This window comes from Bacillus cereus, from assembly GCF_025917685.1.
Classification (GTDB): Bacteria; Bacillota; Bacilli; order Bacillales; family Bacillaceae_G; genus Bacillus_A; species Bacillus_A cereus_AT.
The window spans coordinates 4,310,914-4,324,552 of sequence record NZ_CP089518.1 but is presented as its reverse complement, the minus strand read 5'-3'; the positions used below and the strand labels follow the sequence as shown (position 1 = coordinate 4,324,552).

The window sequence follows — 13,639 nt, the reverse complement described above, 5'->3', positions numbered from 1 at the left end:
CCTTTTCTTATTGAACGATATTTTGTACTCTGCCAACTTGCCCATCCTGCAATCGTACTTTAATACCGTGAGGATGAGAGGGAGAGTTAGTTAAAATATCTTTTACAATTCCTCTTGTTAGCTTGCCTGTACGTTGATCTTGTTTTAATACAATATCAACTTCAAGACCTGATGAAATGTTAGATCGTTTTTGTCCGTTCATTTACACACCTGTACGTCTACGTTGGTTGTTTGTTTTCTTCGTTTGTTGGTTTTGTAATTTTTTCGTTGCTTGGCTTTGATTCGTATTGTTTGCAGCATTTCCATTTCCTTGCTTTTTCTTTGCAAGTTGTTCGCGCATTAAATCAGCTAAGCTTACTTTTTTGTTTTCTGACATGATAAGTCTCCTTTATATAAAGTTAATTATGAACAATAGTAGTGAATTTTATCATATCATTGTTAGGGAAGGAAGGGAAGTTGGTTTGAAAATTCATATAATTCTTTCCAGCATTCCTTCGTTACGATACAATTAAAATGTTAATGTTTGTAAAAAAAAGGGGATAGAAATATGTCACATCATATTTTATTAGTTGAAGATGACATCTCAATTCAAGAGATGGTTGAAACATATTTAGTAAAAGAAGGTTTTCAAGTTACAATCGCATCTGACGGAGAAGAAGGAGTTAACGCATTTTTAAAAGGTTCATTTGATTTGATTATCCTCGATATTATGATGCCGAAGTTAGATGGCTTAGAGGTTGTGCGAATCATTCGAGAAAAAAGTGCGGTGCCGATTTTAATGATGTCGGCAAAAGATACAGATGTTGATAAAGCTGTTGGGTTAGGACTTGGAGCAGATGATTACATTTGTAAGCCATTTTCTATGATTGAATTGGCAGCACGTGTAAAAGCCGCTATTCGAAGGTCTACAAAGTATTCAGCTGTGGAATCAAAAGATGAGGCCATTCAGATTGGTGATTTAATAATTGACCCAATTAATTTTACTGTGGAAAAAAAGGGAAGACAGCTTAAACTTACTTTAAAAGAATTTGAGATTTTAAAGCTATTCGTGAAGAATCAAAATCGTGTTTTTACGAAAGCGCAAATATATACGCTTGTTTGGAATGAAGAATATTATGGTGATGATAACGTTATTAATGTTCATATGAGAAGATTGCGTGAGAAAATCGAAAGTGATCCATCTAATCCAGAATATATTAAAACGTTATGGGGCATCGGCTATAAGTTGGAAGTGATGTAGTATGGTTGTATTTTTAACAGTGGTGATTATTATATTGCTTATCATTATTTACGTGCAATATAAAATTAGGAAAAATAGTAGTAGGAATTTACGCTATACGTATGAGAAGTTAAATCGAATTGTAAAAGAACAAACTGGTGAGAAGCTATTAATTATGACGGATGATACAGAATTGCAAAAGTTATTAGTGGCAATTAATCATTTATTAGATGCAAAACAAAAAACGAATGCAGATCATGCGAAAGTGGAAATTTCAATGAGAAAAATGCTTTCAAATATTTCACATGATTTAAAAACACCACTAACAGTTATTCTTGGATATACAGAAATGTTAAATAAGGATAAAACGATAAATGAGGAAGAGCAGCAAATATTGCTTGAAAAGGTGCATACGAAAACGCTGGAAGTTATGGAACTGATTCATAAGTTTTTTGATTTAGCAAAATTAGAATCCGGTGACAAAGCAATCGAGATGACAAAAGTAAATATGAATGAAGTTTGCCGCGAGAAGATTTTATCTTTTTATGATTTAGTGACGACGAAAGGTTTTCATGTCCATATTGATATAGCAGAAAGAAATATATATGCACTTGGAAATGTAGAAGTATTAGGCAGAGTATTGAATAATTTAATATCAAATGCGATTACATATGGGGACGATGGAAAGACACTTGGTATGACTTTAAGAGATGATGAAACGAGTGTGTATATAGACGTATGGGATAAAGGAAAAGGAATTGATGAATCTCATATTGATAAAGTGTTTGAGCGTATGTACACACTTGAAGATTCAAGAAATAGATTGTACCAAGGAAGTGGTCTAGGGTTAACAATTACGAAAAGGCTTGTGGAAGCGATGGATGGAGAAATTTATCTTTCTAGTAAGCCGTATGAAAAAACGGTTTTTACAGTTGTATTAACAAAGATGCAGTTTTAGCTTGTAGAGAAGTAGATTCTACAAGCTTTTTTTTCAGCGTAAGGAATTTGTAAGGAACGGGTAAGAAAAAAGAGATTTCCGTTGTCTATTATAGAAATATAGAGCAGTGCGAAAGGGGAAAGTGACATGACATATATATTAAAAACGAACCAGTTAACGAAAGTGTTTAAAGGGAAAGAAGTTATTTCTAGTGTTAATATGCATGTGAAAAAAGGAGAGATTTACGGCTTTTTAGGACCGAACGGCGCGGGTAAAACAACGATTATGAAAATGATTACAAATTTAATAAAACCGACGAGCGGTGATATTGAAATTTTCGGTGAGAAGTTAACAGACACATCTTATGAAGTATTAAAAAGAATGGGGACAATTATTGAATATCCAATCTTTTATGATAAATTAACGGCGAAAGAAAACTTAGAGTTACATTGTGAATATATGGGCTATTACGATAAAAACGCAATTGACCATGCGTTAAATTTAGTGAAACTACACGGCATAGATAATAAAAAAGTAAAAGATTTTTCATTAGGAATGAAACAACGACTCGGTATTGCAAGGGCGATCATGACAAAACCAGAGCTTCTCATTTTAGATGAACCAATTAATGGCTTAGATCCAATTGGTATTAAAGAGTTACGAGAGTTATTTAAAATGCTTTGCAAAGAATATGGCATTACGTTATTAGTCTCTAGTCATATTTTAGGTGAGATGGAACAAATGGCAGATACAATTGGTGTGATTCAAAATGGAAAACTAATAAAAGAAGTTTCAATGAAGAGTATTAACGGAAAACAAACAGAGTATATTGAAATTACGACTCCAGATGTGAAACGTGCGGCTTATATTTTAGAAGATAAACTCGCTATAAAAAATTACAAAATAATGAGTGGAAACATGATTCGTGTGTATGAAGTGAAGGCGACGCAGCAAGCCATTTCAAAAGCACTCATTATGAACGATGTAGAAATTGAAAGTATTAATAAGAAACATAGTTCTTTAGAGGAGTATTTCTTAAATGTAATGGATGGAGAGGGCATTCATGCTTAATGGATTGTTGTTGAATCTCGTAAGCGGATTAATCGTAATGTTCATAAGTGGGATTTTATATTATAGGAAACCAGAGCGGAAATGGTTGTTAATTCTACTAGTGATAGGAATGTTAAGCGTAGTTACTGCTGGAATTAGAATGTTAGCAGCGTAGAGAGAGTTATATAAAGAATGGAGGCGTGGTTTGTATGCTTAGATTAATGAAGCTAGAGTGGAAAAGTATGCTTAGATTAATGAAGCTAGAGTGGAAAAAACATAAATTATCTAATTACTTTAAAAGTGTAGCAATTTGTATTATAGCAATTTTTGCTGCGGTAAGTCTTATGGGGTTGGGAGCGAAAGATGAAGTAGATGCGGCGCTCACTGATTTCACAAAATATATGACTTTAGCAAACATCTTTATTAGGATGACATTTCTTATTTTTAGTTCGATCATTTTGTCACGTTTAGTAATTGATGAGTATAAGAACAAAACAATACAACTATTGTTTATGTACCCACTGCAAAGGAAAATGTTAATGAGGGCGAAATTAACAATTGTTTTTAGTTTTTGTTTTGTGAGCATGACTATTGCTACTTTCACTATTAGTTTGCTCATATATTTTATGAACCCAATGATGGGACTGATTGAAACACCTATTACGATGGGTGAAATAATAGCCACCGTTCCGTCTACTTTTATAAGTGCATTTATGATATCTGGTATAAGTTTAATTCCTTTATTTTTTGGGATGAGAAAGAAATCGACACCGACAACGATTACTTCTGCAGTAATAATTGGGATGATAATTAACGGTAATGTTGGTGCTGGAAACGGTCAAGTAAATATGTATGATTTTATAGTTATCCCAATTGTGCTCTGTTTATTAGGAATTTTCATTAGTTATCTATCGTATCGTAAAATCGACAAGATCGATGTGGCGTGAAGCAGGCCTAAAACAACAACAAACTGGGGTATGAATGGTGAAAAAAATAATAGTAAGTGCTATTTTATTGCTTATAATTGCTAGTGTAGTTTTTGGGTTTAAGACATTTCAGGGGAAAGATTTTAAGAAAGAAAAGTCTTTTGAGATAAATAATATAAAAGAAATAGAAGTGGACAATGAAAACTGGGATATTGAATTTAAAAGCACAGAAGCTAACAAAATAGTGATTTCTGCTCAAGGCCAACGAGCAGATAAAGATTTAGATCCCATCGAAATAGAACATGAAGGAAATAAAGTTGTGATTAAGCAAAAACAAAAGGCGACCAGATTTTTTAATGGTTTTACGTTTCGGAAGAAAAATAGTATATCTATAGCTATTCCGAAGAAAGAAATAGATAAAATTGTATTAAATAATAAATCGGGCGATGTGAAAATAAGCGATATAGTAGTAAAAAGTATCGTGACAAAAGGCAAGTCTGGAGATGAAATGATTGTAGGACTATCGGCAGATAAGGGTGAGTTCATATCCGAAAGTGGAGATTTAATGTTAAAAGATAGTTCATTACAAGAAGTAAATATAACTTCTACTACTGGCGATAATTATGTGAAAAATATAAAAAATGAAAATATGAACATCACTTCAACATCTGGTGAAGTATTACTGAAAGATATGACAGAAGGAAAATCATTATTTGTAGAAACAAAATCAGGGGATATTGGCGTACGGTATAAGGGTGTTCCGACTTCTTTGAAACTTATGGCTAAAAGTAATTCGTCTGACATAATGGTGAATGTAAACGGACTTAAGAAAGATAAAAATACAGAAAAGGTAAAAGAAGGAACCATCGGTGATGCAAAAAACGAAGTGAAGATTTTAAGTGAAACAGGGGCGATTTATATCAATTAAATTTAAAATGAAAGGAGGACTATCATGCTACGTCTTATGAAGCTAGAATTGAAGAAGTTTAAGCTCGGATGGTATGTGAAGAGAGCGGTTATTGCGAATATCGTTATACTGGCACTACTAATCTTCGTTAGTATCGTTGCTCAAATAGAAGGGGATCCAAAAATAAGGGATCCGCAGATAATTTTGTCGATGGCTAGTGCGTTAGTAAGAGCAACATTTATTATTTTTGGTGGCGTACTAATAGCCAAGTTAATAATTGATGAATATAAAAGTAAAACAATACTACTCATGTTTTCTTATCCAATTAACCGAAAGAAAATGATGGCTAGTAAGTTGGCTATTACAGCGACATTAACATTTATAACAGTTATTGTATCTAACATTTTAGTAGTAGGAATTTTCTTTGGGATAGATAGTTATTTTTCAATTCTTCCTAATTCATTCACAGTAGATCAATTGATTCAAGAAGGGATAAATCTTATTCCTTTAGCCATTGCCACGGCAGGAATAAGCTTAATTCCTCTATATTTCGGGATGCGTAAACGTTCTGTGCCAGCTACAATCGTTTCTTCTATTATCGTTGTATTAATCGCAATTAATAACCCGTCCATATTTCCTATAGCGACGTTTCTTCCTCTTCAATTCACATTTGCAGCGATTGGAGTTGCGATTGCATATTACGGAATTAAAAATATAGAGAAGGAAGATATAACAGTATGATAAGAATACGTAAAAAAGAGTTGGCGTTACACCAACTCTTTTTTGTATATGTATGCTTCGTTACTACTTTGTTAATTTGTAGTGTTTACTTAAATACTCCTGCACTCCTGGAGAAATGTTAAAGTTATTAGGACTTTTATATTCGATAGTAAACTCTCCGTCGGTACTTGTTTCAAAGGAGATTGCATAGCTATTCATTTTAGCATCGTAAGAAGTATTTTTGACTTCTGCATCTAGATTAAAGTATTTTGTAATATAATTCTTTGATTCCGTAATTGCTGCTTGTTTTCCCCAAGGGGTACCATAATATGTGAAGTAAATAGATACACCGATAACTCCAATGATTGAAGTTAGTAAAAGAGTTCCCAATGTTATTTTTTTATTCTTTGTATTCAATATGGTTCCCCGTTCCTAATAATATGAATTTATTTTAACGTATTTTCCTCATAAAACAATTATTTAGTAGAAAATAGTTTCACATGAAACAAGTTACAGAAAAAGACAAGGTGAGCAATCACCTTGTCTTTTTCTGTCGTTACATTTTAGGAGCTTCCATTCCAGCTGCAGCCCACTCTTCTTTTGCAGGACCATATACGCCAGGAACTCTTAAGTCAGCTTGTCGCATTAAAACGGTCATTTGCCCGCGGTGGTGATTTTGATGATTAATGAGTGTCATTAAAAATATAGAATTCGGCATAGGACGGCCAAAGAAGTCATTAATAGTTGCTAAATCTTTATCAGTCCATTCGCTTTGAAGTGCTTCAACAAAAGCTGCGTTTACTTTACGATACTCATCTGCAATTGTTTTTGCTGAAGTTGGTACAGGATAATCTTTCGTTTCTCCTTCAAACTTAAGCCCTGTTCCAGATAGCATAACAGGAATTGCAGTCACGATATGCCAAGCAACTCTGCCTAACGTCCAGTGCCCAGGTGCAATTTCTTGTGATAAAGATTCATCGGTTAATGCATCGAGCATCTTTTGAGTAGACTCAGCCTCGTATGTCCATGATGTTAAAAAATCTTCAATTGTTTGGTACATAGTTATCCCTCCTGTTTTTCGCTCGTATATTAAATTCGTGAGAGATAATATAATCCCTGTTTCATAAGAAATACTTAATTAAGCATTGCTACAATATAAAAAATAATTAGAAAATATTTGTAAAAGTGTCAGAAAACCGCTCTATTCATTCGTATATATAATGAATAGAGAATGGAGTAAAGAGTAAAGAGTGGTGATAAGGGTGAAGGACATAGAAATAGTAGAAGGTCTTCGAAAACAAGATATGTTAGCGTTACATACAGTCATTGATCAATATGGAGATTTAATTTATAAGGTGGTTCATAGTGTTTTAGATACGGCACAGAGTAAGGTGCTAGTGGATGAATGTGTTGACGATATTTTATTAATCGTTTGGTACAACATTAATAGTTATGATGAAAATCGTGGGAAGTTTAGAAATTGGCTTATATCTGTTGCGAAATTTAAAGCCATTGATTATAAACGAAAAAGTAATAAGGTCTATCAATTACAAGAGTTTCAGCAAGACATATATGTAGAAGGAAAAAATGTTAATTTAACAAAAGAAGAGCTAGATTGTAATTTTTTCGTTTTGATTAAAGAATTGAACGAAGAAGATAAGAAAATTTTTATAAAAAGGTATTTAGATGAATATAGTGTACAAGAAATAGCGCTTGAGTTCGGTATGACACGAGATACGGTGTATAGCAGGCTTTCAAGAGGGAGAAAAAAATTGAAGAAGATGTTGGGAGGGAATAGGGATGAATAAAGAAAAGTTCCTTCAGGAATTAAATAATTTGCAGTATAGTGATGATTTTGTAGATGACGATATAAATGATGAAAAAATAGATGAAAAGAAAATAAATCGTACAAAAGAAGTTGTAACAAAAAAAATTTTAATGAAGCGATGTCATGAGGTTGTACAAGAAGGATTACAGGGAAGGGAAGAAATTTTATATAGTATGTTTGCTGAAAATCCTCGCGTGAAAAATTGGCAGACAGGAACAGCGATGAGCTTAGGGGTAGGCGTTCTTGCGATGAACTTCGGTATTAATAATATGCTAATCGTTACAAATGAACGATTGTACGTGTTTTTTGTTGATCGTTATTATAATGACGTTGATCTAAAAGTATGTTTATTAAATGAAATAGCTTCTATGAAAACAATATTAGACCGTAAAGGTGGAAGTGAATTTCTATATATAAAGTATAAAAATAATAGAGAATACGTATTGTTAGGAAATGCTGATGATTACAGAGAGCTATTTCAAATAGTAGGTGGATTGAAAATAGCAAGCGGAATAGAACTAAGGTTACAGGATAAGAAATTAAAGAGACAGTTAACTTTAAAACGAAGTGTGTTTAATATAATCATGTATTCAATTGTTATATACTTTATGTACAAAGCTTATATTAATTTTATCCCGCATTAACGGGCAGTAAAACCCCCACTGATTAAAGTTTCGCTTTATGCCATAATAGAAAAGCTGGCTTCATATATGAAGCCAGCTTTTAATTAACCTTCTTCCCACTTCTCCTCATCAACCACAAGAAATAAGGTGCTCCAAGTACAGCAACGACAAGACCAGAAGGGATTTCTTTCGGATATGCAATCGTTCGTCCGAGTAAATCAGCAATGGAAAGAAGTGTTGCTCCAAACAGTGCTGAACAAACGAATCGTCTTTGATAATTCATACCAACGACGATTCGTGCTAAGTGAGGTGCAACAAGACCTAAAAAGGCAACTGTACCGACAGCAGCAATGTTAATTGATGTAAGTAGTGTCGCTAACACAATTAGAGCAAGACGCGTTTTATTTGCAGGCTGCCCGAGTCCGGTTGCTAAATCATCTCCAAGTACAAGAACGTCAAGTTGTTTCATTTTATTATAATTCTTAATGTCTGCCATCCATACTGGCTGAACACCAAGTGCTAATAAGTCTTCTGAATATCTCCACTCAAGTACAACAACTTTTTTCGCTGGTTTATCTAACTTCGTTTCTCCTTCAGCGTGTTTAATTGTTATAGCTTGATTTATATTGTCCACTTTCGTTTCTGTTTTCTTCTCTTTTTGCTGCCCACATCCAACATCGAATAGAAGAACTACTATGAAAATACCGATAATTTTCTTCATCTTCTGCCCAAAAATAAAATGTTTTATTTGCAATATGTACGATGGTGAAAATCATTATCAATTACAACGACCAAATCATACTATGAGGGCATTTTAAGTGTTGATATGTTAAAAAATTTTGACGAAAAAAATAACGATTTATACGCATTTTAATATACCTTATTAAAATGCATACGTGTATCAAAGTTGAAGGAGCTGAAATTCCTTTAATTAGGAAGGCGAAAGTACAAGCGAAAGGAGAGCGTATTGCATGTAATATTTATTAGAATGTAAGGAAAAAACTTTGTTTATAAAAGGTTTGTTCCAGAGCGGGTAGTTGATAGGGGAAATAAAAACTGATTTTTATTAGAAAGATATTTTTAATTAGTTGGCTGTACTTAAAAGATTGAACACGAAGGAAGGGATCAGCATGTCTTTATGGAGCGATAATTATGGGTGTAATAATCAAAACGGTGTACATGTTGATTCATGCTGTTTTAGTTGCGATGGGACAGTTCCTAAGCTAGGCCCAACAGGTCCAACGGGAGCAACGGGTTCAACAGGAGCAACGGGTTCAACAGGAGCAACGGGTTCAACAGGAGCAACGGGTTCAACAGGAGCAACAGGTCCAACGGGAGCGACAGGAATAACGGGGGCAACAGGTCCAACGGGAGCAACAGGAATAACAGGAGCAACAGGTCCAACGGGAGCGACAGGAGTAACGGGAGCAACGGGAGCGACGGGTCCGACGGGAGCGACAGGAGTAACGGGTCCGACAGGAGTAACGGGAGCAACGGGTTCAACAGGAGCAACAGGTCCAACGGGAGCAACAGGAGCAACGGGTTCAACAGGAGCAACAGGTCCAACGGGAGCAACAGGAGCAACGGGTTCAACGGGAGCAACGGGAGTAACAGGAACAACAGGAGCAACAGGAGCAACGGGTTCAACAGGAGCAACAGGTCCAACGGGAGCGACAGGAATAACGGGGGTAACAGGTCCAACGGGAGCGACGGGTCCAACGGGAGCGACAGGAGTAACGGGAGCAACGGGTCCGACAGGAGTAACGGGAGCAACGGGTTCAACAGGAGCAACAGGTCCAACGGGAGCGACAGGAATAACAGGAGCAACCGGTTCAACGGGAGCGACAGGAGCAACGGGTTCAACAGGAGCAACAGGTCCAACAGGAGCAACAGGAGCAACAGGAGCAACGGGTTCAACAGGAGCAACAGGAGTAACGGGAGCAACGGGTTCAACGGGAGCAACGGGAGCAACAGGAGCAACGGGTTCAACAGGAGCAACGGGTTCAACGGGAGCGACAGGAGCGACAGGAGCAACGGGTTCAACGGGAGCGACAGGAGCGACAGGAGCAACAGGAGCAACAGGAGCAACAGGAGCAACAGGAGCAACAGGAGCAACAGGAGCAACGGGTCCAACGGGTCCAACGGGAGCAACGGGAGTGACAGGAGCAACGGGAGTGACAGGAGCAACGGGTTCAACAGGAGCAACAGGAGTAACGGGAGCGACAGGAGTAACGGGAGCAACGGGTTCAACAGGAGCAACAGGAGTAACGGGAGCGACAGGAATAACAGGAGCAACCGGTTCAACGGGAGTGACAGGAGCAACGGGTTCAACAGGAGCAACAGGAGCAACAGGAGCAACGGGTTCAACAGGAGCAACGGGAGTGACAGGAGCAACGGGAGCAACAGGAGCAACGGGTCCAACGGGAGTAACAGGTACGAGTATCACGGCGACGTATGCATTTGCAAATAATACGTCGGGAACAGCGATATCGGTACTTCTTGGTGGAACGAATGTCCCACTTCCGAATAATCAAAATATCGGTCCAGGAATTACAGTGTCTGGCGGAAATACAGTATTTACGGTTGCGAATGCTGGGAATTATTATATTTCATATACGATTAATATTACTGCTTCATTATTAGTCAGTTCGCGAATTACAATTAATGGAGCAGCGCTTGCTGGGACTATCAATGCTCCTGCGTTAGCAACCACATCATTTAGTGCAACAATTATTACAACTCTTGCAGCAGGAGATGCTATTAGTTTGCAACTATTTGGTTTGTTAGCTGTTGCCACATTATCAACAACTACACCAGGAGCTGTGTTAACGATAATAAGATTAAGCTAAATAATAACTCTCTTATTCTTTTATAGATTAGGAGAGTTTATACATATAATAAGAAGTTAATGGAGTGAAGCATAGTTATATAAGAGTCAGAATATTATGATTGTAACGCTATGGCGACTATAATATAATGAAAAAAACCATCATGAATGAACATTCATTTATTTTTTATGTATTTGAAGGGGGAATGAAGGTGGAAAAACCATGGTTGAAAAGTTATCCAGAGGAAATTCCAAGTACGATTTCTTATGATATTCAGCCGCTTCATGGATATGTGGAACAGGTGGCTTCTCGTTATCCAGAAAAGAAAGCGCTTCACTTTTTAGGGAAGGATATTACATTTTCAGACTTCCACGATAAGGTAAAGAGGTTTGCAAATTATCTTCAAAAGCTAGGTGTGGAAAAGGGTGATCGAGTTGCTATTATGTTGCCGAACTGTCCGCAATCTGTAATTGGTTATTATGGTACATTACTTGCGGGAGGTATCGTAGTACAAACAAATCCACTATATACAGAAAGAGAGTTAGAATACCAGCTTTATGACTCGGGAGCAAAAGTAATTCTTTGTCTCGATTTAGTGTTTCCAAGAGTAACGAATGTTCAAGCTGCTACAAAAATTGAACATATTATCGTAACCCGTATTGCGGACTTTTTACCCTTCCCTAAAAATTTACTTTATCCATTTGTACAAAAAAAGCAGGCAAATCTTGTGGTGAATGTGTCGGAAAGTGAAACGATTCATCTATGGAAATCAGTAGAACGAGAAAGTAATGTTAATGTTGAAGTTCCTTGTGATCCTGAAAATGATCTAGCTCTTTTGCAGTATACAGGGGGGACAACGGGATTTCCAAAAGGGGTTATGTTGACGCATAAAAACCTTGTTTCGAACACTTTAATGGGAGCTCATTGGCTATATAATTGTAAAGAAGGAGAAGAAGTAATTCTTGGTGTTCTCCCGTTCTTTCATGTGTATGGGATGACAGCTGTAATGAATTTAAGTATTATGCAAGGATATAAAATGGTGCTGATTCCGAAGTTTGATATGAAAATGGTTTTTGAAGCAATAAAAAAACATAAAGTCACACTATTTCCAGGGGCACCAACCATTTATATTGCTCTATTAAATAGTCCCCTCTTAAAAGAATATGATATTTCTTCTATCGAGGCTTGTATTAGTGGATCTGCCCCGCTTCCTGTAGAAGTACAGGAAGAGTTTGAGAGAGTTACAGGTGGAAAATTGGTAGAAGGTTATGGATTAACGGAGTCGTCGCCAGTTACACATGGGAATTTTTTGTGGGAAAAACGCGTGCCAGGAAGTATTGGTGTGCCGTGGCCAGATACAGAGGCAAACATTATGTCACTTGAAACTGGAGAGGCTTTACCTCCGGGTGAAATTGGTGAGATTGTTGTAAAGGGTCCTCAAATTATGAAAGGGTATTGGAATAAGCCAGAAGAAACAGCAGCTGTATTACAAGACGGATGGCTCCATACAGGGGATGTTGGTTACATGGATGAAGATGGATTTTTCTATGTGAAAGATCGTAAGAAAGATATGATTGTTGCGAGTGGATTTAATGTGTATCCTCGTGAAGTAGAAGAAGTATTATATGAGCATGAAAAAGTGCAAGAAGTAGTGACGATTGGAATTCCCGATCCGTACCGAGGAGAAACAGTTAAAGCATTTGTTGTGTTAAAAGAAGGTATGGAGTGTTCTGAGGAAGAATTAAACCAGTTTGCGCGTAAATATTTAGCGGCTTATAAAGTGCCGAAAGTATATGAGTTTAGAGATGAACTGCCAAAAACGACAGTCGGAAAAATTTTACGCCGTGTCCTAATAGATGAAGAGAAAAGAAAGAATGAGGATGAGCAAACGGGCTAAGGCCCTTTCTTTTTGAAAAAATAGGATTGACACTTTTCTAAATAGTCAGTATTATAAGAATATGAATGACTATTCATTCAGTCATCTTCTTGAAGGGGACAGTAAAGTGAAGAAAAATAGACCGAAATACAATCAAATTATTGATGCAGCAGTCATTGTGATTGCAGAGAATGGATACCATCAAGCGCAAGTTTCTAAAATTGCAAAGCAAGCTGGGGTAGCTGATGGCACGATTTATTTATATTTTAAAAATAAAGAAGATATATTAATATCCTTATTCCAAGAGAAGATGGGAGAATTTGTTGAAACAATTCGTCAAAAAACAGCAGGAATTGAAAGCGCTGTAGCGAAGTTATTCATGTTGGTAGAAACGCACTTCTTGCTGTTGTCGCAAAATGATCCTCTTGCTATAGTTACGCAATTAGAGCTAAGACAGTCCAATCAAGACTTGCGCCTTAAAATAAATGAAGTATTAAAAGGCTACTTACAAGTTATGGATGAGATTTTAGAAACAGGTATAAAGCAAGGTGAATTCCAGGCGGATTTAAATGTTCGCGTGGCAAGACAAATGATCTTTGGAACAGTGGATGAAGTTGTGACCAATTGGGTAATGAGCGATCATAAGTATGATCTGGTCGCACTTTCGAAAACGGTACATGGGCTACTTAGTGCAGCTTGTGGTTATCGTCAATAATGGGAGGGAT

At 36.5% G+C, this 13,639-nt stretch carries 16 protein-coding genes and 2 pseudogenes; 12 read left to right on the top strand and 6 right to left on the bottom strand.

Going from position 1 to position 13,639, the window contains the following annotated elements; genetic code table 11:
• Window positions 1–7 precede the first annotated feature (7 nt).
• Both LUS72_RS22480 and LUS72_RS22475 read right to left on the bottom strand, forming a co-directional pair.
• Window positions 8–202, bottom strand: a complete 195-nt coding sequence (locus LUS72_RS22480) for a YwbE family protein (protein WP_001014316.1) — start codon at window positions 200–202, stop codon at window positions 8–10.
• Window positions 203–376: a hypothetical protein gene (locus tag LUS72_RS22475; protein WP_071748244.1), complete on the bottom strand. Its 174-nt coding sequence runs from the start codon at window positions 374–376 to the stop codon at window positions 203–205. It abuts the gene before it with no gap.
• A gap of 171 nt (window positions 377–547) precedes the next feature.
• Here LUS72_RS22475 and LUS72_RS22470 point away from each other — a divergent pair, with 171 nt between their 5' ends.
• The 7 genes from LUS72_RS22470 (at window position 548) to LUS72_RS22440 (ending at window position 5,780) form a co-directional block, all read left to right on the top strand.
• The gene (locus tag LUS72_RS22470) at window positions 548–1,240 is read left to right on the top strand and encodes a response regulator transcription factor (protein WP_097832059.1); all 693 of its coding nucleotides are present in this window, start codon (window positions 548–550) and stop codon (window positions 1,238–1,240) included.
• Window position 1,241: 1 nt separating this feature from the next.
• A complete protein-coding gene (locus LUS72_RS22465) occupies window positions 1,242–2,177 on the top strand; it encodes a HAMP domain-containing histidine kinase (RefSeq protein WP_264448286.1) in 936 nt (311 codons plus the stop codon).
• A gap of 126 nt (window positions 2,178–2,303) precedes the next feature.
• Window positions 2,304–3,227 (top strand): ABC transporter ATP-binding protein, encoded by a 924-nt coding sequence (locus tag LUS72_RS22460; RefSeq protein ID WP_264448285.1) that lies wholly within the window; start codon window positions 2,304–2,306, stop codon window positions 3,225–3,227.
• Entirely contained in the window at window positions 3,220–3,381 is a 162-nt protein-coding gene (locus tag LUS72_RS22455) for a hypothetical protein (RefSeq protein ID WP_264448284.1), read from the top strand. The genes LUS72_RS22460 and LUS72_RS22455 overlap by 8 nt, the downstream gene beginning before the upstream one ends.
• A gap of 67 nt (window positions 3,382–3,448) precedes the next feature.
• On the top strand, window positions 3,449–4,153 hold the full coding sequence (locus tag LUS72_RS22450; RefSeq protein ID WP_264449077.1) for an ABC transporter permease: 705 nt from the start codon (window positions 3,449–3,451) through the stop codon (window positions 4,151–4,153).
• A gap of 34 nt (window positions 4,154–4,187) precedes the next feature.
• Window positions 4,188–5,060 (top strand): DUF4097 domain-containing protein, encoded by an 873-nt coding sequence (locus LUS72_RS22445; RefSeq protein ID WP_264448283.1) that lies wholly within the window; start codon window positions 4,188–4,190, stop codon window positions 5,058–5,060.
• 24 nt (window positions 5,061–5,084) lie between these two features.
• The gene (locus LUS72_RS22440) at window positions 5,085–5,780 is read left to right on the top strand and encodes an ABC transporter permease (RefSeq protein WP_264448282.1); all 696 of its coding nucleotides are present in this window, start codon (window positions 5,085–5,087) and stop codon (window positions 5,778–5,780) included.
• A 63-nt stretch (window positions 5,781–5,843) separates the two neighbouring features.
• Here LUS72_RS22440 and LUS72_RS22435 read toward each other — a convergent pair whose 3' ends face one another.
• Entirely contained in the window at window positions 5,844–6,176 is a 333-nt protein-coding gene (locus LUS72_RS22435; protein ID WP_002145483.1) for a YfjL-like protein, read from the bottom strand.
• A 139-nt stretch (window positions 6,177–6,315) separates the two neighbouring features.
• On the bottom strand, window positions 6,316–6,819 hold the full coding sequence (locus LUS72_RS22430; RefSeq protein ID WP_264448281.1) for a DinB family protein: 504 nt from the start codon (window positions 6,817–6,819) through the stop codon (window positions 6,316–6,318).
• A 193-nt stretch (window positions 6,820–7,012) separates the two neighbouring features.
• On the opposite strand from LUS72_RS22430, the gene LUS72_RS22425 reads away from it, so the two are divergent.
• Both LUS72_RS22425 and LUS72_RS22420 read left to right on the top strand, forming a co-directional pair.
• Window positions 7,013–7,567: a sigma-70 family RNA polymerase sigma factor gene (locus LUS72_RS22425; RefSeq protein WP_097832050.1), complete on the top strand. Its 555-nt coding sequence runs from the start codon at window positions 7,013–7,015 to the stop codon at window positions 7,565–7,567.
• Window positions 7,560–8,231: a septation ring formation regulator EzrA gene (locus LUS72_RS22420; protein WP_097832049.1), complete on the top strand. Its 672-nt coding sequence runs from the start codon at window positions 7,560–7,562 to the stop codon at window positions 8,229–8,231. The genes LUS72_RS22425 and LUS72_RS22420 overlap by 8 nt, the downstream gene beginning before the upstream one ends.
• Before the next feature lie 79 nt (window positions 8,232–8,310).
• Here LUS72_RS22420 and LUS72_RS22415 read toward each other — a convergent pair.
• Window positions 8,311–8,679: pseudogene (locus tag LUS72_RS22415) on the bottom strand (FecCD family ABC transporter permease); the annotation flags it as partial.
• Window positions 8,676–8,931, bottom strand: a pseudogene (locus tag LUS72_RS22410) (iron-siderophore ABC transporter substrate-binding protein); the annotation flags it as partial. The pseudogenes LUS72_RS22415 and LUS72_RS22410, both read right to left, overlap by 4 nt.
• 409 nt (window positions 8,932–9,340) lie before the next feature.
• Between LUS72_RS22410 and LUS72_RS22405 the strand changes: the two are divergent.
• The 3 genes from LUS72_RS22405 (at window position 9,341) to LUS72_RS22395 (ending at window position 13,629) form a co-directional block, all read left to right on the top strand.
• Window positions 9,341–11,059: a BclA C-terminal domain-containing protein gene (locus tag LUS72_RS22405; protein ID WP_264448280.1), complete on the top strand. Its 1,719-nt coding sequence runs from the start codon at window positions 9,341–9,343 to the stop codon at window positions 11,057–11,059.
• Window positions 11,060–11,249: 190 nt separating this feature from the next.
• Complete coding sequence (locus tag LUS72_RS22400; protein ID WP_141533493.1) at window positions 11,250–12,935, top strand: long-chain-fatty-acid--CoA ligase; 1,686 nt, start codon at window positions 11,250–11,252, stop codon at window positions 12,933–12,935.
• Window positions 12,936–12,996: 61 nt separating this feature from the next.
• Entirely contained in the window at window positions 12,997–13,629 is a 633-nt protein-coding gene (locus LUS72_RS22395; protein ID WP_002077415.1) for a fatty acid metabolism transcriptional regulator FadR, read from the top strand.
• Window positions 13,630–13,639: the final 10 nt, after the last annotated feature.

Excerpts from the sequence above, each read along its gene's own strand:
- LUS72_RS22480 (WP_001014316.1), bottom strand. The coding sequence starts at position 202 with ATGAACGGACAAAAACGATCTAACATTTCATCAGGTCTTGAAGTTGAT.
- LUS72_RS22475 (WP_071748244.1), bottom strand. The coding sequence starts at position 376 with ATGTCAGAAAACAAAAAAGTAAGCTTAGCTGATTTAATGCGCGAACAA.
- LUS72_RS22470 (WP_097832059.1), top strand. The coding sequence starts at position 548 with ATGTCACATCATATTTTATTAGTTGAAGATGACATCTCAATTCAAGAG.
- LUS72_RS22465 (WP_264448286.1), top strand. The coding sequence starts at position 1,242 with ATGGTTGTATTTTTAACAGTGGTGATTATTATATTGCTTATCATTATT.
- LUS72_RS22460 (WP_264448285.1), top strand. The coding sequence starts at position 2,304 with ATGACATATATATTAAAAACGAACCAGTTAACGAAAGTGTTTAAAGGG.
- LUS72_RS22455 (WP_264448284.1), top strand. The coding sequence starts at position 3,220 with ATGCTTAATGGATTGTTGTTGAATCTCGTAAGCGGATTAATCGTAATG.
- LUS72_RS22450 (WP_264449077.1), top strand. The coding sequence starts at position 3,449 with ATGCTTAGATTAATGAAGCTAGAGTGGAAAAAACATAAATTATCTAAT.
- LUS72_RS22445 (WP_264448283.1), top strand. The coding sequence starts at position 4,188 with ATGGTGAAAAAAATAATAGTAAGTGCTATTTTATTGCTTATAATTGCT.
- LUS72_RS22440 (WP_264448282.1), top strand. The coding sequence starts at position 5,085 with ATGCTACGTCTTATGAAGCTAGAATTGAAGAAGTTTAAGCTCGGATGG.
- LUS72_RS22430 (WP_264448281.1), bottom strand. The coding sequence starts at position 6,819 with ATGTACCAAACAATTGAAGATTTTTTAACATCATGGACATACGAGGCT.
- LUS72_RS22420 (WP_097832049.1), top strand. The coding sequence starts at position 7,560 with ATGAATAAAGAAAAGTTCCTTCAGGAATTAAATAATTTGCAGTATAGT.
- LUS72_RS22405 (WP_264448280.1), top strand. The coding sequence starts at position 9,341 with ATGTCTTTATGGAGCGATAATTATGGGTGTAATAATCAAAACGGTGTA.
- LUS72_RS22395 (WP_002077415.1), top strand. The coding sequence starts at position 12,997 with ATGAATGACTATTCATTCAGTCATCTTCTTGAAGGGGACAGTAAAGTG.